This is a genomic window from Paenibacillus sophorae (genome assembly GCF_018966525.1).
GTDB lineage: Bacteria > Bacillota > Bacilli > Paenibacillales > Paenibacillaceae > Paenibacillus_AQ > Paenibacillus_AQ sophorae.
The window spans coordinates 3,352,096-3,372,473 of record NZ_CP076607.1 but is presented as its reverse complement, the minus strand read 5'-3'; the positions used below and the strand labels follow the sequence as shown (position 1 = coordinate 3,372,473).

The 20,378-nt window shown below is 54.4% G+C and carries 18 protein-coding genes; 4 read left to right on the top strand and 14 right to left on the bottom strand.

The features are described from left to right. Positions 1 to 157: 157 nt before the first annotated feature. Positions 158 to 994: a diaminopimelate epimerase gene (gene dapF / locus KP014_RS15905; protein ID WP_036598490.1), complete on the bottom strand. Its 837-nt coding sequence runs from the start codon at positions 992 to 994 to the stop codon at positions 158 to 160. Positions 995 to 1,060: 66 nt separating this feature from the next. Then, entirely contained in the window at positions 1,061 to 3,904 is a 2,844-nt protein-coding gene (locus KP014_RS15900) for a calcium-translocating P-type ATPase, SERCA-type (RefSeq protein ID WP_090833916.1), read from the bottom strand. Positions 3,905 to 4,097: 193 nt separating this feature from the next. Here KP014_RS15900 and KP014_RS15895 point away from each other — a divergent pair, with 193 nt between their 5' ends. Then, a complete protein-coding gene (locus KP014_RS15895; protein WP_036588797.1) occupies positions 4,098 to 5,945 on the top strand; it encodes an Rqc2 family fibronectin-binding protein in 1,848 nt (615 codons plus the stop codon). Positions 5,946 to 6,118: 173 nt separating this feature from the next. Here KP014_RS15895 and KP014_RS15890 read toward each other — a convergent pair whose 3' ends face one another. The 11 genes from KP014_RS15890 to KP014_RS15840 form a co-directional block, all read right to left on the bottom strand. Further along, positions 6,119 to 6,988 (bottom strand): PHP domain-containing protein, encoded by an 870-nt coding sequence (locus KP014_RS15890; RefSeq protein ID WP_051499356.1) that lies wholly within the window; start codon positions 6,986 to 6,988, stop codon positions 6,119 to 6,121. A gap of 18 nt (positions 6,989 to 7,006) precedes the next feature. Continuing rightward, entirely contained in the window at positions 7,007 to 7,579 is a 573-nt protein-coding gene (locus KP014_RS15885; RefSeq protein WP_036588795.1) for a GNAT family N-acetyltransferase, read from the bottom strand. 39 nt (positions 7,580 to 7,618) lie between these two features. Further along, positions 7,619 to 8,515 (bottom strand): selenium metabolism-associated LysR family transcriptional regulator, encoded by an 897-nt coding sequence (locus KP014_RS15880; RefSeq protein ID WP_036588792.1) that lies wholly within the window; start codon positions 8,513 to 8,515, stop codon positions 7,619 to 7,621. A gap of 108 nt (positions 8,516 to 8,623) precedes the next feature. Further along, on the bottom strand, positions 8,624 to 9,061 hold the full coding sequence (locus KP014_RS15875) for a hypothetical protein (protein ID WP_036588790.1): 438 nt from the start codon (positions 9,059 to 9,061) through the stop codon (positions 8,624 to 8,626). Between the two features lie 95 nt (positions 9,062 to 9,156). Then, positions 9,157 to 10,122, bottom strand: a complete 966-nt coding sequence (locus KP014_RS15870; RefSeq protein ID WP_036588789.1) for a GGDEF domain-containing protein — start codon at positions 10,120 to 10,122, stop codon at positions 9,157 to 9,159. 368 nt (positions 10,123 to 10,490) lie between these two features. Then, positions 10,491 to 10,754, bottom strand: coding sequence for a YlbG family protein (locus KP014_RS15865; RefSeq protein WP_036588788.1), 264 nt, complete (start codon positions 10,752 to 10,754; stop codon positions 10,491 to 10,493). Positions 10,755 to 10,794: 40 nt separating this feature from the next. After that, on the bottom strand, positions 10,795 to 11,232 hold the full coding sequence (locus tag KP014_RS15860) for a YlbF/YmcA family competence regulator (RefSeq protein ID WP_036588803.1): 438 nt from the start codon (positions 11,230 to 11,232) through the stop codon (positions 10,795 to 10,797). A gap of 47 nt (positions 11,233 to 11,279) precedes the next feature. Continuing rightward, positions 11,280 to 13,229, bottom strand: a complete 1,950-nt coding sequence (locus KP014_RS15855) for a helicase-associated domain-containing protein (RefSeq protein WP_175491808.1) — start codon at positions 13,227 to 13,229, stop codon at positions 11,280 to 11,282. After that, on the bottom strand, positions 13,229 to 14,956 hold the full coding sequence (locus KP014_RS15850; RefSeq protein ID WP_051499763.1) for a DNA repair helicase XPB: 1,728 nt from the start codon (positions 14,954 to 14,956) through the stop codon (positions 13,229 to 13,231). The genes KP014_RS15855 and KP014_RS15850 overlap by 1 nt, the downstream gene beginning before the upstream one ends. Positions 14,957 to 15,048: 92 nt before the next feature. Next, positions 15,049 to 15,462: a CBS domain-containing protein gene (locus tag KP014_RS15845; protein ID WP_246590766.1), complete on the bottom strand. Its 414-nt coding sequence runs from the start codon at positions 15,460 to 15,462 to the stop codon at positions 15,049 to 15,051. Positions 15,463 to 15,597: 135 nt separating this feature from the next. Beyond that, positions 15,598 to 16,788, bottom strand: a complete 1,191-nt coding sequence (locus tag KP014_RS15840; protein WP_090833913.1) for a M20 family metallopeptidase — start codon at positions 16,786 to 16,788, stop codon at positions 15,598 to 15,600. 225 nt (positions 16,789 to 17,013) lie between these two features. On the opposite strand from KP014_RS15840, the gene KP014_RS15835 reads away from it, so the two are divergent. Then, positions 17,014 to 17,361 carry a YugN family protein gene (locus tag KP014_RS15835; protein WP_036601074.1) on the top strand — a complete coding sequence of 116 codons (348 nt, stop codon included), beginning with the start codon at positions 17,014 to 17,016 and terminating at the stop codon, positions 17,359 to 17,361. Positions 17,362 to 17,374: 13 nt separating this feature from the next. Then, positions 17,375 to 18,595: a putative lipid II flippase FtsW gene (gene ftsW, locus KP014_RS15830; protein ID WP_036601072.1), complete on the top strand. Its 1,221-nt coding sequence runs from the start codon at positions 17,375 to 17,377 to the stop codon at positions 18,593 to 18,595. 119 nt (positions 18,596 to 18,714) lie between these two features. Here the strand turns inward: ftsW and KP014_RS15825 are convergent, their stop codons facing one another. Beyond that, entirely contained in the window at positions 18,715 to 19,080 is a 366-nt protein-coding gene (locus KP014_RS15825) for an Asp23/Gls24 family envelope stress response protein (RefSeq protein WP_025701447.1), read from the bottom strand. Positions 19,081 to 19,227: 147 nt separating this feature from the next. On the opposite strand from KP014_RS15825, the gene cax reads away from it, so the two are divergent. Then, on the top strand, positions 19,228 to 20,298 hold the full coding sequence (cax, locus tag KP014_RS15820; RefSeq protein ID WP_036601068.1) for a calcium/proton exchanger: 1,071 nt from the start codon (positions 19,228 to 19,230) through the stop codon (positions 20,296 to 20,298). Positions 20,299 to 20,378 lie beyond the last annotated feature (80 nt).

Genomic DNA, 20,378 nt, shown 5'->3' with positions numbered 1-20,378 from the left:
TTCATCTTTCCATTATTTACGACTTCCGCGTATGTTATTCACCTGGACCCAAGGTATATGCATTAGTGAAACAGGCGTTATTAAAAAAGGAAAAAGGCCAACCAGCAATCTCTGGTTGACCTTATATAATAACTTTTGTGGCTTGGCGGAGTATAGCTTATATGGATACGGACCCTTTAAATACTGCTTCGGCCGGTCCTGTCATATATACATGATTGTCTTCTTCGTTCCATTCAATGTACAGGTCTCCGCCCTTCAGGCTTACCCAGGCCGCCCGGTCGCTCACTCCATTAAGCACGGAAGATACGAGTGTGGCGCAGGCGCCCGTTCCGCAGGCAAGCGTAGGGCCGGCTCCCCGTTCCCATACACGCATGTCGATCCATCCGCGGTTTTTCACAGTGGCGAATTCGACGTTTACCTTGCGGGGGAACAGAGGATGAACCTCCAGCTTTGGCCCCCAGGTAGCCAAATCGAAGGTAACAGCGTCTTCAACGTAGATAACGCAGTGCGGATTACCCATCGACACAGCAGTAAAGGTGAATTCCTGTCCATCCGTCTCGATCGGCCGGCCCAGCACCGGCTCGGCGTCAATGTCTACGGGGATTTTGGGGCCCGCCAGTACGGGCTCGCCCATATCGACCGTTACCGTCTCAACTTCTCCGTTCTTCACCTGCAGCTTTACTTTCTGTTCGCCCGCGCCTATCGTTTCAATGACGATTTGCTCCGACTTTACATGCCCGTGGTCGTACACATATTTCGCCACACAGCGGATGGCATTGCCGCACTGCTCCGCTTCAGAGCCGTCGGAATTGATAATCCGCATCATGTAGTCCCCTCGTTCCGAAGGCAGAATATATACGAGTCCGTCTGCTCCAATGCCGAAGAACCGATTGCATAATTTAACGGCCAAATCAGGCGCGTTGGCTGGCAGCGACTTCTCGCCGAATACGACAATGAAGTCGTTGCCGAGTCCGTGCATTTTGGTAAATTCCATGCTTCGTCCACTCCTTCGATTAATTGCAACAAGCATACCGCAAGGAAGAAGACAAAGCTATTAATTTTATGCCGAAATTTTTGTACTTTTCAGCATGGTCTGTCCGCCGCCGCTGCCGCCGCTGCGGCTGCGCTTCCGGTTCCGCTTCCCGCTCCAGACACTGCCTGCGCCCATTAGGAAGGTGGGAATCCCAGCTGCTACCAAACACAGCGACCAGTCCCGGAAGCCAAGCGGTATCGTCTTGAAGATCGGCTGCATCACCGGAATGTACATAACCGCCAGCATCAGCAGCACGGACGAGAGCACCGCAAGCACAAGATATTTATTCGTGAACGGGTTTCGGTGGAACACGGAGCGCGAGCTCCGGCAGTCGAATACATGGAACAGCTGGGCCATAACGAGAGTGGCGAACGCTACCGACTGTGCTCTCACCAGTTGGACCGGATCTTCCGGGGCAATACGAAGCGTCAGCCAGAAGGCGGCTAGCGTGCACAGCCCTATCAGAATGCCGCGGCTGATAATCTTCCAGCCGAGCCGGCGGGCGAAGATATTTTCTTTGGCGCCGCGCGGCTTGTGTTCCATCAAGTCCTTCTCGGGCTGGTCTACGCCCAGCGCCATGGCGGGCAGACCGTCCGTGACGAGATTGACCCATAATATCTGGATCGGCACAAGCGGCAGCGGCAGACCGAGCATCATTGCAAAGAACATGGTCAGAATCTCGCCGACATTCGAAGCGAGCAAATACCGGATGAATTTGCGGATATTCTCATAAATGCTCCGGCCTTCCTCAATTGCTGCCACAATTGTCGAGAAATTATCGTCTCCTAAAATGAGCGCGGAAGCTTCCTTGCTTACATCCGTTCCTGTAATGCCCATAGCTATGCCAATGTCCGCCGCCTTGATGGCCGGGGCATCGTTGACTCCGTCGCCCGTCATGGCCACAACATGGCCGTGACGCTGCAGCGACTTCACGATGCGCAGCTTGTGCTCGGGCGAAACGCGGGCATAGACGCTCACACTGTCCGACAATTTGTCGAGCGCATCATCGTCCATCCGCGACAGCTGGCTGCCTGTCAGCACCTTGCCGCCGCGCTGGAGGATGCCGAGCTGACCCGCAATCGCCTCGGCTGTGGTGCCGTGATCGCCGGTGATCATCACCGTCTTGATGCCCGCCCGCCGGGTGACGCTGATCGCATCCCGCACCTCCCGGCGCGGCGGATCGATCATACCGGCGAGCCCGGCGAAGACCAGCTGGCTTTCGGCATCCTTCTCTGAATTAGCTTGCTCATTAGGCCGCAGCTCCCGGTAAGCCAGACCGAGCACGCGGAGGGCGTCCGAAGCCATCGCTTCGTTCGCGTCCAGCGCTTTTTGCCGGAGCGTTGGCGTGCAGGGCACAACCTGGCCTTCCCACAGCATATACGAACAGCGGCTCAGCAGCACATCGGGCGCGCCCTTCGTGCACACCATGCGGCCGCCGGGATGGGTCACGGTCACCGACATCAGCTTCCGTTCGGAATCGAACGGAAACTCCTTGTCTCTGGAGAAGGTTGCGCCCAGCGCCGAGGCGGTCAGCCCCATCTTCGCGGACAGCGCCACAAGCGCCCCCTCTGTCGGGTCGCCTTTGAGCGCCCAGACCTTGGCTGTGGAAGATGCCGTCTCTCCTTCGCCGCCCTTCCCCTTGCCTTTATCTCTACGCTTGGTCTTCGTTTCAGCAGAAGCCGTCTCGTAGATCTCCGCGTTGTTGCATAACGCGCCAATTTGGAGCAATCTTCTCAGGCTCTGATCATGTTTCAAATCCGCAGGCTTTCCCTTGTCGAGAATTGCCCCAATCGGCGCATATCCTTCGCCAGTCACTTCAAGACTGCGCCCTCCGCTCCACACGCGGGTTACCGTCATCTTATTCTGCGTCAGCGTTCCGGTCTTGTCGGAACAGATAACGGACGCGCAGCCCAGTGTCTCTACCGAGGGGAGCTTGCGCACAATCGCCTTGCGCTTGATCATCCGCTGCACACCGAGAGCAAGCGCGATCGTAACGATCGCGGGCAGTCCTTCGGGTATCGCAGCGACCGCAAGGCTGACCCCTGCCAGAAACATCGACACCGCAGGCTGGCCATGTAAAATCCCGGCAAGCACCACTACTACGGTCAGAGCGAGCGAGACGTAGATCAGAATTTTACCAAGCTGCTCCAGCCGGCGCTGCAGGGGTGTTTCCTGAGTGTCGGTGCTCTGGATCAGGCCCGCGATTTTGCCCATTTCCGTATCCATCCCGGTACGGACCACAATCGCTTTGCCCGTTCCCCGGGTTACCATTGTGCCCATGAAGCCGATGTTCTTCTGATCGCCAAGCGGAACTTCCTCGGCGTGTATCGGCTCCGAGTGTTTGGAGACCGGCAGCGATTCCCCAGTCAATGCCGATTCCTCGCAGTACAGCGCGCTGCATTTAAGCCAGCGCAAATCGGCGGGGACCCGGTCGCCGCTTTCAAGCAGCACGATGTCGCCGGGAACAAGCAGCTTCGCCGGGATGTGCTGCACGGTCCCGTCACGCAGCACTTTTGCCGAAGGCGCGGACAGCTGCTTGAGCGCCCGCAGCGAGCGCTCTGCGCGAAACTCCTGAACAAACCCGAGTACCCCGTTTAGGGCTATGATAGCGACAATCGTGATCGCATCCAGATATTCGCCCAGCAGCCCCGATACAAGCGTCGCCCCCATAAGCACCAGGACCATGAAATCCTTGAACTGATTGAGCAGCAGCGTCAGCGGGGATATTTTTTCTCCCTCCGACAGCTCGTTTAGCCCCTTCTCCTTGCGTCTTGCTTCAGCCTCCTCATCGTCAAGGCCCCGCTGCGGCGAAACCGCGAATGTCTTTTGCAGTTCCTCGCTGCTGAGCCGGTGCCAACTTTTTTGTTCCATGACTCTCCATTCCCCTCCCGGTCGTTTCTTGACTTCCGGCGGCGTTAGTGCTTTTCCACCCGTTCATGACCAATGTATTCGGGGTCGTCCCGAATTATCACCCGGGCTTATCCTGTTCGTTTTGCGCAAGGCGGCAAAAGTATGGCATCATAGAGAGGAAAGAAATTTTACCAGCGACAGGAGAATTTGAATCATGGCACTAGACGGAATTGTAACCCGCGCCATTGTGGCTGAGCTTCAAGTTTGCATTGGCCAGCGGATCAGTAAAATATATCAGCCCGGCGATCACGATCTTGTATTTACACTCAGAGGCGCGGGCGGAGGCGGCAAGCTGCTCTTATCAGCCAATCCGACTTATCCGCGCCTGCATTTTACGGAAAGAAGCACCCTGAATCCGCCGGAGGCTCCGATGTTCTGCATGCTGATGCGCAAGCACTGCGAGGGGGGCGTAATCGAGTCCATTACCCAAGTGGGGATGGAACGGATCATTCACTTCGATATCCGGCAAAGGGATGAGCTTGGAGACGTGTCCTCCAAAAAGCTTATTATCGAGCTGATGGGACGTCACAGCAATATCATCCTAACGGACGCCCAGGCCGGTACGATTATCGACGGCATTCATCATGTTACGCCCGCAATCAGCAGCTACCGGATCGTTATGCCCGGCTTTGCGTATACGCAGCCGCCGGAGCAGAACAAGCATAATCCGCTGAACATTTCGCGGAACGGATTTTTGGAGTTGTACGACGATGCCGAGACCGGAACGGTAGAGCAAGATCAAGAGGCGGATTCGGAAACTGAAGCGGAGCAATCGAAAAAAGTCATCCGCAAGCTGCCCTCCCAAGATCCCGCCGGCTGGATCGTTGATACTTTCAGCGGCATCAGTCCGCTGATTGCGCAGGAAATCGCTCTGCGCGCTAAGGAAGGACAAAGCGCCGGTGAATCCGGCATAACTTCGGCGGACGCTAACCCAAGCGGCAAGCTGGCGGACGCCTTCGAATCCCTCATGGAGCCGGTCAGAGAGAAGCGGTTCGATCCGGTAACCGGCACGAATGCCAAGGGGAAACTCGTCTTCTCGGCGGTCCCGCTTAAGCTGCTGGAGGGCAAGACGAAACATTATGACACCATCAGCCGCTGTATGGAGGACTATTTCGGCGATAAAGGGGAGCGTGATACGGTCAAGCAGAAAGTAAGCGACTTGATCCGCTTCCTGACGAACGAGCGGAGCAAAAATATCAAGAAGCTGGCCAATCTTAAAGCGGACCTTGAGGAAGCGGGCGACGCCGAGCAGTACCGGGTCCGCGGCGAGCTGCTGTTCGCGTCGCTCCACACGCTGTCCAAGGGCGATATAGAGGCTCGTTTAGTCAATTATTACGATGAGGAACAGGCGGAGGTCGTTATCCCGCTTGATCCGCTGCTTACGCCGTCAGACAACGCTCAGCGCTATTTTAAAAAATACAATAAGTACAAAAACAGCCTGGCGGTCATCGAAGAGCAGCTTGAAAAGACGCATGAGGAAATCCGCTATATGGAGAGCCTGCTTCAGCAGCTGGATCACGCCACCCTGAACGACATCGAGGAAATTCGGGATGAACTTGTGGCCGGGGGGTATCTCCGCGACCGCAGTAAAAAGGGCAAAAAGAAGAAGAAGCCTGCCCGCCCGACACTTCAGGTGTTTACTTCCTCGGAAAGCCTGGAGATTTACGTGGGCAAGAACAACCTGCAGAATGAGTACCTGACGAACCGCCTTGCCGGTTCCAACGATACTTGGCTTCATACGAAGGATATTCCCGGCTCGCATGTCGTGATTCGCGGCGAGATTTTCGGAGACGCCACCCTTAATGAAGCCGCGCAGCTGGCCGCATACTTCAGCCAAGCGAAGCAGTCCAGCAGCGTGCCTGTTGACTGCACCCTGATTAGGCATGTACGTAAGCCAAGCGGCTCAAAGCCCGGCTTTGTCATTTACGACCATCAGCGGACCCTGTTCGTAACGCCGGATGAGGAAATGATCAAGCGCCTTCCCAGTACGCTTAAAAGTTGATGCTAATCTGGAACACGCGCAATTGAACAACCAAATGAGCTGTTGTTCGTTCGCGGACATAATAAAGAAGCTTTCACCGGATGCCCATGCCGTTCAGTGAAAGCTTCTTTTTTTCGTAAAATTAGGCCGATGAGTAATCTATTTGTTGGAGCAAATGCTCGCGTTAGGTCTCTCTAACCTTTCAGCCGTTCCAGCACTTCCGCTCCGACCGTTACGCCGCCGAGATCGCCGTGAAAAATCACGCCGCCCCTAGCGCCGTGAAAATCCGAACCTCCCGTAACGAGAAGGCCGTAATCCCGCGCCATTTCAAGGTAGCGCTCCTCCTCGGCCGTGCCGTGATCGGAATGATAAGCCTCGACACCGGCGAATCCGCCGCCCTCAAGAATACCGCGCACCAATTCATCGTCGCCGTACAGCCCGGGATGCGCGAGCACCGCCTTCCCTTTCGCTTCGGCGATCCAGACACATGCTTCTCCGGGGGAGATGCGCGGCGGCGAGACAAAGGCAGCGGCTCCCTCGGCCAGATACTTATTGAATGCGTCGCGCATGTCGATTGCTGCTCCAAGCCGCACCAGTTCATCCGCGATATGCGGCCTGCCGACGCTCTCGTCTTGCTTCAGTTCCCGGCCAATACCGCTAATGACCGCCTCCATCGTAATTTCGATGCCCAGTTCCCGCAGCCGTTCGATGATGGCTTCGTTCCGCGCAGCGCGAGTCTCCTGCAGTGCGGCCAGCCGTCCCAGGAACTGCTCATCCCGAAAATCAACATAATATCCAAGAATATGGATGTCTTTGCCGCCGGCGCGGGTGCTGATTTCAACCCCCGGAACGACCGTAATGCCGTACTGTTCCCCGGCCGCCAGCGCTTCGGCTATACCTGCTACGGTATCATGATCCGTAACGGCGACCGCAGTCAGGCCCTTCTCCTTGGCCAGACGCACATTTTCAGCCGGAGGCTGCATGCCGTCGGACGCAAGGGTATGCGTATGCAGGTCACAGCGCCCGATAGGCTCGGCATTCTCACCCCGAAATTCTTGTTCCATTCCCTTCTCCCTCCCCTTTTATATGAAATTCTTCATTCCTTCCCATTCCTCGCGCAGAATCCCCATCTTGATTGCATCATAATGTTGCCCGCGGACAATCCGCGCCTTGCGGACACGGGCTTCCTCCACCATTCCGCATCTGGCGGCAAGCCGCATCATCCGTTCATTGCCGGACCATGTGCCGATGCCAAGGCGGACGGTGTCCAGGTGTGTAAATAAATAATCCATCCACATTCGGAAAGCTTCGGTACCGTAACCGCCTGACCAATAACTTGAGTCGTAAATAACAATCCCGATCTCAAACCAATTCGTAACTTCGGACACCCAGTACCTGCCAACCTTTCCCTTAATTTCTCCGTCGATCTCGATGATCAAACTGGAGCGTGTCTCATCGGTCGAAGCCGTCTCCAGATCCGCCCTGTGTTGCTCCAAGAATTGTTCATGCGTAGCCGGCTTCGGCTTCTGATAGGGACCATTCCAGTTCCAATGCTCCCGGTCGGGCGATTCATAGTAGTGATAATAAAGCTTCGGAATATCGTCCTCTGTGATATCGCGCAGAATTACCTTTTTTCCCTGCAAAAAAATTCCCATTCCGCTCCTCCCAACTGCCATTTTTCCGGCTGAATCCTCTTAATCCTCCGCGTGCTGCCGCAGAAAAGTCAGGAACGTAACCGCGTGAATCGGCAGCAGCGTCGATTTCAGATGAATCGCGTAAAACTGCCGCTTGAACGAAGCGTCCGTTATATTCACAATTCTCAGCAGTCCCAAGGCGACTTCATGCCGCACCGCCTGGGGAGACAGCATCGTTATGCCCAGTCCCGCTTCCACCGCCGATTTGACGGCCCCCGTGCTGCCAAGCTCCATGACAACCTGCAATTCCCCCAGATCCATACCCTTGGACAAAAGCTGCTCTTCCATAACGCGGCGTGTCCCGGAACCCTGCTCGCGCAGTACGAATGGAAACCGCAGTGCCTCCTCGAGCTGCACTTCGCTTCTGCCTGCAAGGTCATGACCTTCCGGTACAATCAGCTTCAGCTCATCCTCCATCACCGGCTCGATCACCATATCCGGGTGTTTCACTTCCGCTTCAATCAGTCCGAAATTAAGCTGGTGCTTCGTGATTTCCTCCATGATCTGCGTCGTATTCATGATCTTCAGCATGACGGAAATGTTCGGATACGCCTTGCCAAAAGGCGCGAGCAGCCGGGGCAGCACGTATTCCCCGATCGTCAGGCTTGATCCGAGCAGCAGCCGCCCTTCAAGCATATGAGTATAGGCGGCCATCTCCTGATCGGTCTGCCGCATCAGCTCAATGCTGCGCAGCGCAAACGGCAGGAGCGTCCTTCCCGCATCGGAGAGCATAATCTTTTTGGTGGAACGGTTGAACAGCTTCGTCCCGAAATAATCCTCTAGCGCCTGAACCTGCATCGTCACGGCCGGCTGCGTCATATGCAGCGCCTGCGCCGCGGCGGAGAAACTGCCTTTTTCAGATACGGTGTAAAAAATGTGCAGCTGGTGAAAATTCATGCTCGTACACTCCTATTATCGTTAAGACTTATGTTCACGAGCTCTCGTCGATTTCAAAAAGACATGCGGCCCAGCCGCATGCCTCTTCGCCATATGGTTTACTTCCTGTTACCGTCTCTTCCGGCCGCTCTGCATGAGGGTTGTCCGCCGTGAACTTTGCTGCCGGGCATAATAAGTCTTCAGATCCCTAAGATCTATATTTTCCGACATTTTCCCCAGAAACGAAACGACGATCAGCTTGTAGAGCGGGTTCCCGTAAAGATCGGACTCGTCCGGAATTTCCACAATGCGCGCCGCCATCACAAGATCATTATCAACCACATACATTTCCGGCTCCGCCGGAGAATGCGCCCGCACCCTTTTTTGCTTGAGACACTGCCACAGCCAGTAAGCGGCATCTTTGCCGGGCTGTCCGTCGCTCTGGCCCCGGCCCTCATACCGGCTTCTCGCATGGGCTGTGATCACAAGGTCGGCAATTCTGTACTCATTCAGCATAACATAGAACGGCTCGTGAACGCCCCAGCTGCCGGTCTTATTATCGCGCATAGTTATCACACTCCACCATAAAGAGACTCGGCGCGCATGTATTGATGACATCTTACCATCACAGGAGCGGGATATACAAGTTTGAACCGGAGGGGCTATACATAAGCCCGGGGCTCCAAATGACTGTCGTCGATCAGACAGCTGCCCCTATGCAGCTTGCATCTTTTTTTCAGGCTTGCAGCTTCAGCAGAAATCTCTTCAATTGAACCGAAACTGCGAAAGCGGTTAGTTACAACGGCAACCGATAGCGATACAAGCGGGATTTCTTCCAATTTTCCCGAGCGGTTCTCGGTCAGGACCGACTGTCTCATGAAATGCGCCTCGGAGTAGAAGCCCCTAATCGTCTCATCGAACGCACGCAAGACCGACCGGCAGCATTCGCTGTAATGGTGGTGATCCAGAATGACGATAAAATCGTCCCCTCCAATATGTCCGACAAGTCCTCCTGCGGGAGTCATGCCGTTTTTTATAAGATCCGCCGTCCACTGAAGCAGCCGGTCCCCTTCCTTGAAGCCATAAGTATCGTTATAAGCCTTGAAATTGTCGAGGTCAAAATAAAGCACGCTGTAGTGCTCCTGTGCCAACGATCCCCTCAACCACTCGCTTATGCTCACATTTCCTGGAAGTCCGGTCAGTGGATTCATGAAACTCGCTGTCTCGGCTTGAATTTCGGCAAAATGAAGCAGCAAGTCCCTGACGCTGACCGCGCCGTACAGCTGACCGCCGCATGTGACCACCACATCGTCGTACAGCTTCTCTTTGTCACGTCCCATCGCAAGCTTGCTGACTTCAGTTATGGGGCAATCATAATCAACCACCAGAGGATCAGGGTCCATTATGAGCTGTACAGGTCTTTCCATATACACTGTGTAGCCGTATAAAGTCCCGATTCTCTGGTAAAATCTCACCCTCATAATCAGAGCGATTGGATAATCATCCTCCGTTACTGCCACCCCATGAAGTGCTGGATTTTCTTTAAAAATCCGGTCCACGCGTTCACACCGGGTACCAGGAGCGATGCTCGGAATTGCCTGGCTTATTTCTCCAACTTTATTCTGCATCAACCTAGGCTCCTTTCCAAGAAGAAGCGGCTGTCCGATCCTGCACAGAAGGGTACGCTTCCCGTAGAATATTGGGCTATTGAAAATCAGCATTATAGTGACGCATGTTCGTCTCCGCTACCAATTCGTAGTTGATATCCGCTTCGTCAAATCATGATATTATTTTGATTATAGGACTATACTATTAACTCCCAATAAAATCCGGGAATATTTTCCCAAAGAATAATGCGGGTCAGCTGATTATTAAGAACCGGATCCCGTTTGAAAAAATACAAAAAAAGGAAGAGGTCCAGGAGGCGGACTTCTTCCTTTTTGGCTAAAGAGATACCGCGAACAGGCCTGCTGTCTGCCGGGCGAGATGCTATGACTTATAATCCGTAATAGCGGGTCTTGTCCGGTTCGCTGCCGGAGTACTCCGTCTTCAACTCATTCCGATACGAACGTTCGATCTTGCGCACGTAAGACAGTCTTCGCACGTTCTTCATAATTTCCTCTGCACGGTCCGTATTTACATACATGACCGCGTAGTGCATTTTGCGTGAAATGTAATGCAGGGTGCCGTATTTCTCCAAATTTCGCGCGGCTTTTACGTCGCTGACCCAAATGATATAACCTGTGCGTTCCGCAATCATGCGTTTCTCCGCCTTTCTGTCTATGGCTTCCTTCGGCGGATCAGCCGCAGGAGCATTTGCCTCCGCTGCCGCAGCCGCCTTTAGGCAAAGGATCATTGCCGGGAACCTTGATGCTGTCCGAAACCGCAAAGGCAATCGTCTCCGACATGGAATGGAGCATATCGTCCAGCGCCTTCTCTGCCAGCTTAAAACGGGCAACCTCCTCGAATTCATCCAGTTCAGCCTCCACCGCCGCAACCTCTTCCTTGGCTGCATGATAATTCGGATGGAAATGGCCGAAACGCTGGGTTTCCTCGAACAGTTCTTTTTTGCTCCGAAGCTTTTTGATCAGGTTCTGGATATCGGAATTAGCGGCAACCCGCCCCTTCCAGTATAAATAATCCGCCACTTCGGCGGATTGATTAATCATATCGCCCAATTCATAGGCGTTTGTCAGCACTTCGGCCATATCGACCGTATTATATTCCGCTACGCTCATGAATTTCATCTCGACTTCCGTAATGAATGTTCCACTTTTCGGGTGGACTATCCCATCATACCACAACCGCCGCCTGGAGCAGAAGGGGGAAGGGTGGGAAAAGAGGGGACAACGAGCTGAATCTTGTCCCAGTCCCCGTCGGAAAACTCCCGTTCTTGCGAAGTTTCACCAGATTCGCCGAGTAAATATCCGGATACCCTCCACGCTCCCGGCAATATGCGGGAGGGAATAAATTCGCATGTCCGTTCTTCCATAGTCAGCCTTACCTTTGTCCCCCATTTTATTGCCTGTTCCATAATTAAACGATTAGTTGAAGCGTGGTATCGGCGCCTTTCTTTGATCCACATGGACGGGACATCCGCCGAATCCGGCCATAATTCCTTGGCAGACTTAAGCGTTGGCGGCATCTCCTTCGGCAGAGCAGCGGCATAATCATCGCCGTACCACAGCCCTGCGGCCGGAACGGTTGGCAGAGCAAATCGGGGGCCAGGTTCGCTCTCCGCGGAATGGGGGCTGCTCAGACGGAGCAGCCCGTCCTCACTTGTCGCTTCATCGCTTCGGCTGGGTTGCCCTTCCAGGGGAGCCATACCCGCTGAAGCGAGCTCCTTGCGGATCAGGCCAATCCGGTCACGGTTGACGCCGAAATGGCGTGGTCCGAGCCTTTCAAGACTGCCCTGCAGCCTGGGATGCCCGGCAATCAAATCGGCATCCTGTTCGTTTCTGCAGGTGAGCACCAGTGTCTCTGCAAGCGCTGTACGGCCGATATCGCGGCTCCATTGGCCGAGTACGGCTCTGACCTCGCCAGGCAGGCCGTTATCCGTGAATCTTTCCAGCCAGGCGATGATCTCTTGCGGAGACATCCCTCTTCCGCATGCCCACGCCAGCCGTTCCCTAGTCAGTCTGAAGCTCCACATGCAATCGCACTGAGCCAGCTCAGCGAAGCAGGCCAGACTCCAGCGAAGCCTATAGGGCGTCTCCTCCGGGACGAGCACCTCAAGATCCGGCTGCACGATAATCCGCTCCGCAGCTTGACCTCCCTTCAGCATAGGCTTCTCCGCTGGCGGCTTCACGGATGTCCAGCGGAAGCAAGGGGTTTCGCCGGCGGAGATGCCGACTTCGCACCAGCCGAATCCGGCAAGGCAGTTCAGCCATGCGATGGATGCCTCCGCAAGCGTGTCTCTTTCCCCGGGCGCAGACAATCCTTGCGCCTCCATCCAGCCGATTGTATCCTCCAGCGAATACCAGCGGCCCGGAATATGTTCGGGGCGAGCGATCAGACAGCGGAAATGCCGATCGGCTGCTGTCCGGCGGCCGTATCGCCGGGAGACTGCGTCTAGAAGAAGCGTAAACATTTCGCTGTCATCAAGGCGCAGCCAATTCTCCACCGAAGGGGCCGCGAGCGAATAAGCCTGCTGACTTCGCTCAAGCAGCCCCAGATGAAGCAGGAGATCAATAGCCAAGATTGCGGGGAGTGGATAATTATCCGGATACGGCGAGCGCAGACCCAGCCCCTGCAAATTACCCTCGTTCAGTTGAAGCTTAGCGGCGAGCAAGTTAACATATTTTTTATGGACGGCCCCTTTGGTGGTTAGTGGTAGTCCTTCCTCCGCCGCAAACAGCAGGACGCGAAACAGTTCTCCCGCCAGCCCCTGGCCCGCCAGGGCGGACAGTTGAATCCCGTCTGAACTCAAGGTGGAAGGATTTATAGGGAAAAGTCTGCTTTGCGCAGCCTCCCATCTTCCGGACGGAATAAAGAATAGTTTCGCACCCCCAATTTTCCGAACCGCAACAAGCCATCCTTCCCGCCAAAGCTCCGAAAGCGCCAACCTGAATTCGGCACGGGTCATCTCAAACGGACGAAGCGAATCTTCCTTCCCTTCCTGAAACGGATGGTCCGCATGTGCCGCGCAAATTCGTTTGAGCACTTCACATGCCTGGCCGGACAGCCTCTGAAGCTCCGCATCTCCATTTCTGGTTCGCCGGTCATTCATCGTCATTATGATCCTGAAGCCTCCTCTTTGTGCGGATTCTCGCATTCCGGTTCTTCGAATCGTATCTCGCTTTCTTCGCAGAACTTAGGCATCACGGTGTACTCATAGCCCTGCTCCGTCAGAAACAGCCGCCGGCGAAGCGCGAACTCCTGCTCTCTGCTGTCTTCCGTTACCAGCGTATAGAAAAAAGCCCGGTTGTCTCCCTGCTTCGGGCGCAGCACCCGGCCCAGCCGCTGCGCTTCTTCCTGACGGGAGCCGAACGCGCCCGACACCTCGATGGCAACCGAAGCATCCGGAAGATTGACGGCAAAGTTGGCAACCTTGGATACGACCAGCACCGGTAAAATGCCTTCATTAAATGCGTTGTACAACTTTAACCGCTCTTTCTGCGGTGTCTTTCCGGTAATGACCGGAGCTCCGACGATTGCAGCTAGCTCCGTGAGCTGGTCAAGATACTGGCCGATGACAAGAATGGACGCTCCCTTGTGCGCCTTGATAATCTTCACCGCTATTTCCGCTTTGACGGGATTGGCCGAAGCGAGACGAAACTTCTCTTTTGCCGTCCCGTACAGATACCGCTTCTTCAGCTCCGGTTCCATTGGCACAGGAACTTCCAGACACTGGACGGCAGCGATCCAGCCCCGGCGCTCCAGCGTCTTCCAGGGGCAGTCATAGATTTTGGGACCAATCAGGGAGAAAACATCCCCCTCCCGCCCATCTTCTCTGACCAGTGTAGCGGTAAGGCCAAGACGGCGTGTAGCCTGAATCTCGGCTGTTGCCCGAAAGACCGGAGCGGGGAGCAAATGTACTTCGTCGTAAATGATCAGCCCCCAATTCCGTTCATTGAAGAGCCCCATATGCTTAAACCCGTCACCTTTGGCAACGCGGTGCGTCAGCATTTGATAGGTGGCGACCGTAACCGGCCGCACCTGACGTCGTTCGCCGGTATATTCACCGATGGATTCGGGAGCCAGATTGGTTCGCATCTTCAGCTCCTCAGTCCATTGACGGACCGAGGTTGCATTGGACGTAAGGATTAGCGTCTCGTAATTTGAAGCCTCCAGCACAGCCAGACCGACGATTGTCTTGCCCGCACCGCAGGGCAGAACGATAATCCCGCTGCCGCCGATAGCTTCGAACCGTTCAGCCGCTTCCCGCTGGTAATCCCTCAGTTCAAAGGAATCATCGCCTTCCTTCCAGCTGATATCCAGCGCTTCGCCCTCATGGTAACCGGCGCTGTCCAGTACCGGATATCCGGCCCCGGCCAGCTCCTGCTTCAACATTCCCCGGCGGGCGGCGTTTCCGGTCATTTCAACCGGACCTGTTCTGTGGAAACCGCAGGCGGCTGCAGCCGCTGCCACCTCCGGCTCATTCAGCAACTCTTCGCTGTCTCCGCGCAGCAGCAGCCTCTCCTCTCCATCTGCCGAATATAAAGTAAGTCTCCCATATCTGGACATCAGCAGCTTAATCTCTTCCGATAACCCGGAAGGCAGCCCGCGACCGGACAAAAGCTCAAGGCATTCCGCGATTCCGTCTGCCGAGGCTCCCAGCGCAGCCGCATTCCACAGCGACAGCGGAGTTATCCGGTATGTATGATAGAGCGGAGGGCTCTTGACCAGCTCCGCGAACATCGGCAGACGGTCCCGGGCCGCTTCGAATTCCGGGTGGCTGCAATCCAGCAGCACTGTCCGGTCTTTGCGCACTAGACACGGCCCCATGTTAATCACATCCATCCTTCTTGCAAATTCTATCTTCTCTAATTCGCTGCACATAGGAAAAAGCCCATCCCGGCAACCCGGGAATGAGCTTATAGATAAGAACAGTTCTAATGCAGGCCATGCTGCTCGGAGATATCGGACAGCGCGGCTCCGGCATTGTCCGCAAAAATATTACGCACCGCCAAGTCGCCGATGGACACGACTCCAATCAGCTTTTTGCCGTCCGTAACCGGCAGGCGGCGAATTTGCTGCGAAGCCATCAATTCGGCGGCTTCATCGACCGAGGTGGATTGCGAGGCGCAGCGAATTCCTGTTGTCATTACTTTCTCCACCGATGTCGATCCCGAATGCTTCTCCGCATATCCACGGATGACAAGGTCGCGGTCGGTAACAACGCCGATGAGCGTATTGCCGTCGGAGAAATCAACGACAGGAATAAATCCGGTGTCATTATCTCTCATTTTGACGGCCGCTTCATAAATGTTGTCCTGCAGGGTCACCGTAACCGGCTGGGTGGTCATTACTTCCTGAACTGTTTTCTTCAATGAAGAACCCTCCTTTCGCTTTACGGATGACACAGCCGATACCCGGCTGAAGCGCTGAAGGCGCATTGGCCCATCCGTATTACGTAAATAGGTTCTCCTGTTACTGCAAAATTATTCGGCCTTCGCTTCGTTCAGGCAAGAATCCGTCATGGCAATCATCAGCTTGAGTCCGTGCAGCATCGCTTCCTCGTCGAAATCAAATTTGGCGTGATGATGCGGATATATCGCGTTCTTCTCGGGATTTCCGGCCCCCACGAACATAAAGCACCCGGGAATTTCCTTTACATAATAGGCAAAATCCTCGGCAGGCATCTGCTTTTCGATCCGTTCTACCCTCACCGAACTGCCTAGCGCCGCAGGCGCTTCCCGGAAAAAGCGGGCCGCCTCACCTTCATCATTAACGAGCGGCGGATAGCCCATTAAATAATCCAGCTTCGATTCCGCGCCATAGGCCGCGGGAACGGATGCCACCATTTCTTCAACTCTGCGTTTGAGCAGCTCCCGTGTCTCCGTATCGTATGCCCGAACCGTTCCGGTAATCCGGCACCGTTCAGCAACAACATTTTGGGCATACCCGCCCTGAATGGTGCCAACGCTTAAGACCGCCGGCTGCAGCGGATCTACGAAGCGGCTGATAATGCTGTGAAGCTGCGTGACGAGCGCCGCTCCCGCCGCAATGCTGTCGATCGTCCGGTGCGGCATGCCGGCATGCCCTCCCTTGCCGATGATATCGATAAAGAATTCATCCGCCGACGCCATCAGCGGACCAGGCGCGCTTGCCACCGTTCCGATCGGCAGCGTAGACCACAGGTGCAGCCCGTACACGGCGTCGGCTCCTTGCAGCACGCCTTCACCGATCATGCCAAGGGCTCCGCCCGGGCATACCTCCTCCGCAGGCTGGAACAGGAACCGCACCTCGCCGCGCAGCTCATTCCTGCGGCTGCTGTAATAACTCGCTGCCGCCAGCAGGATGGAGGTGTGCCCATCATGCCCGCAAGCATGCATCACGCCGGATTTTTGTGAAGCATAGTCGCATTCCTTCTCGTCCTGGATTGGCAGAGCGTCCATATCCGCCCGGAGGACTACCGTCTTTCCCGGCTGTCCGCCTTTTAATATTCCAATAACGCCATAACCAGACTCGCTTCTCCTCACTTCAAGCCCAAAGCTTTCCAATTTCTCAGCCACAAAAGCCGATGTCTCCCGCTCCTGGTACGACAGCTCCGGATGCTGATGCAAATAACGGCGCCACTCTACCATAGCCGGCTGCAGCATTTCTATCGGTTCTTGCTCCATATTATCCATTCCCTTCGCCTAATCCGCTCCCCAAAGGAAGAACCGCCTGTAAGGCTGTCTCCCCCTGCAGCGGCAGTATTCTTTTATTGTATCAGAAATGGCAGAAACGGGGTATTCCATCCCGCTTTCAGTCTTGCATAGCCCTGTTAAACATAATATCATGAGGTAGAATACGTTATTGGGCCAAATTGGATACCTTTATTAGATTTACTTCATAAGGGGGTTGGCACGCCAATGATTTTTGAGAATACGGGTCTTGTAGGACTGCAAAGCGATCTTCAGTATCTGGACGAGAGCGCCGAGAAGGCTGGTTTCATCCGCTGGCAGTGGGAATACTACCGGGCTACCTATGACTGCAAAATCGAAGACGCTGCTGGCGGCGGGGATTACTTTCTGCGGATCAACACCCGCGCAGTCGAGGGCAAACTTGAGAAGCCGGACGCCGTATTGTCGATTGAAGCCGTTTACCTGGGCAAAGCAACCTTTCCCCACGGTCTGGAATACGAGTCAACCGTTCCACAGTCTGTGCTGGACATTGCCGGAGAACGGATCGTTGAATTAAAAACACTACTTGAGGCATGAATGGGATGAAGGAATGAAAGAAAACGACAATCGCCCAAGGAAGGGCACACCCGATTTTCAACTATTAATTTTGACGCTGTTGTTGGCCGGATTCGGCCTAATCATGGTCTTCAGTTCAAGTTCAGCCCTCACTTTGGTCGACAAGAAATTCGGTCACGACCCGCTGTATTTTTTGAAAAAGCAGATCATTTGGGCTGTGCTCGGCACCGTGGTGATGTTTGTTTCAATGAACATCCCTTACACTAAATTCAAAAAATGGTATGCGCCGCTGTTCGTAATCACCCTGGTTCTGCTTCTATTTGTGGCTACTACCGAGGGGATCAACGGGGCAAGCAGCTGGATGAGCATTGGCGGACTCGGCATCCAGCCGACGGAGCTTGCCAAATTATCGATTATCCTGTATCTGGCCGCCCTGATTACCAAAAAAGGTGAACGCCTTCGTGATCTAAAGACTGGTTATATTCCGGTCATGGTTATTGTGGGCATTGTCGCAGGACTGATTATGCTGCAGCCGGACCTCGGTTCCTGCATCATTCTCGTCGCCACAAGCGGGCTGGTTATTTTCGCCGGGGGCGCCAGCCTGAAACATATTTTGGCGTCCATCGGACTGCTCATACTGGGCGTGGGTCTGGTGCTCGGCGCCAAAATGATGATCGACTCCCTTTCTCCCCATACGGAGCAGGCGGCGGCCAACAAGGATTACCGCCAAGGCCGGATTGAAGCGTTTATCGATCCGTTCCAGGACCCCGATGGGGCCGGATATAATATCAGACAATCCTTGACCGCGCTTGGAGAAGGCGGCTTGGGCGGTTCCGGTATCGGCAAAGGCGTGCAAAAGCTGCATTATCTGCCATATCCGTATACGGACTTTATATTTGCCGTCATCGGTGAGGAGCTCGGTTTTGCCGGCACGCTTCTGTTTCTGCTGGTTTATCTCTATTTTATCTGGAGAGGCATTCTCGTGGCGCTTAGGTGCAAGGACCCTTTCGGAACCTTGATCGGCATCGGAGTCATGGGACTTATCGCGATTCAGGCCTTTGTCAATATCGGCGGGGTAACAAAGACTATTCCGCTGACTGGTGTTACGCTTCCATTTATCAGCTACGGCGGCTCTTCACTTCTGGTCACGATGCTGTCGATGGGGATTATGCTTAACATTTCGCGTGAAAGCGCCCGTCCAACGAGAGAAGAGCATACGAAATCGGTCAGGATCACCCGTTCAATATCCCGCTAACCAACCGTAATTAATCCGCGTATACAACAAAAGGGTTCTCCCTCTTACCTGACGGTACGGAGGAGACACCCTTTTTTAATGACTTATTTACGTAAAAAACACGCATTCACTGTATCTGCTTACGAAATTTCATCGTTCTTGAAAGCAACGCCTTCCACCTTGACGTTCACCTCGACGACGCGCAGGCCTGTCATGCTCTCCACCGCTTCGCGGACGTTCTGCTGCAGCATCCGGCATACCTCGTGAATCGGCGTTTCGTACAGCACGATAATCCGCAAATCGACCGCCGCCTCCAGCTGCCCTACTTCCACGGTTACGCCTTTTTGCACGTTTTTACCGCTGAGACGCTTGGCCCAGCCTTCCGACAACCCTCCTGACATGGCTGCGATTCCCGGAGTCTCCAAGGCAGCCATACCGGCAATTTTTGAGACTACGTCATTAGAGATTCGTATATTTCCCATTTCCAGTTGAAGTTGTTCCGCCATGCCATTTCCCCCCTATATTCATTATCAATTATTGTAATTCCTAAACAGGCTAAAATGCAAATCAGTTCTGCATGTTCGTTTACATACCGGAACAATTTGGGTATATTGAGTTACGTACATAAAATGAAGATTGGAGTGTGCTTTACTTTGAAAAAATGGATTTCTCCATCGCTGCTCGTTATCACCTTCGCACTAAGCGCCATCGGACATTACGCCAACTGGGATCATACACTTCAATTCGTGTTGTCCGCCATCGCCGTGGTATTCGTAGCCGGATTTCTCGGCAGAGCAACGGAGAGCGTCGCCCATTACGCCGGTCAACGGCTGGGAGGCTTCCTCAACGCTACCTTCGGCAACGCTGCCGAACTGATTATTGCATTTTTCCTTGTCAAAGAAGGGCTGTTCGACATGGTAAAAGCGAGTTTGACCGGTTCCATTATCGGCAATCTGCTGCTTGTGCTGGGACTTAGCATATTCGCGGGCGGCTTGAAGTTCAAGGTGCAGAATTTCAATGTTACACTGGCTGGGATGAACGGCTCGCTAATGATTGTGGGCGTAATCGCCTTGTTCGTTCCGGCCATGTTCCTAAGCACCCATTCGATTACCGAAGGGGAGACCGATACGCTCAGCCTGGTTGTAGCCGGGGTCCTGATCGTTGCCTATATCGCCTGGCTGCTCTTCTCGATGATTACGCATAAACAATATTTGGACGACGTTACCGCAGACAGTGAGGAAGAGCTGCCGAACGAGCATGCGCCCTCATGGTCAAAGGGTAAATCGATTCTGTACCTGATTCTCGCCACTGTTATGGTCGCTTTTGTCAGTGAATGGCTGGTCGGCACGCTGGAGAGCCTGACTGAACGCTTTGGACTCAGCGAGCTGTTCGTCGGCGCGTTCCTGGTTGCAATTATTGGTAACGCCGCAGAGCACAGCGCCGCCATCCTGCTCGCCACGAAGAACAAGATCGGCGCGGCTGTGGAAATCGCGGTCGGCAGCAGCCTTCAAATCGCCCTGTTCGTGGCGCCTGTACTTATTTTCGCCAGCTATTTTCTCGGCAATACCATGGATATTGTCTTCACCACCATCGAACTGGTGGCGATCGCCGTAGCGGTCTTCATCGCCAGATCGATCACCCAGGACGGCGCGACCAACTGGTACGAAGGGCTGCTGCTTCTGGGCGTGTATATCATCCTCGGCGTTTCTTTCTACCTCGTTTAAGACCAAACAAAAATCGCGCTTGGAATCCCAGGCGCGATTTGTTATTACGGGTTTGTCCGGTTCTGTGATGAAAAAAGATC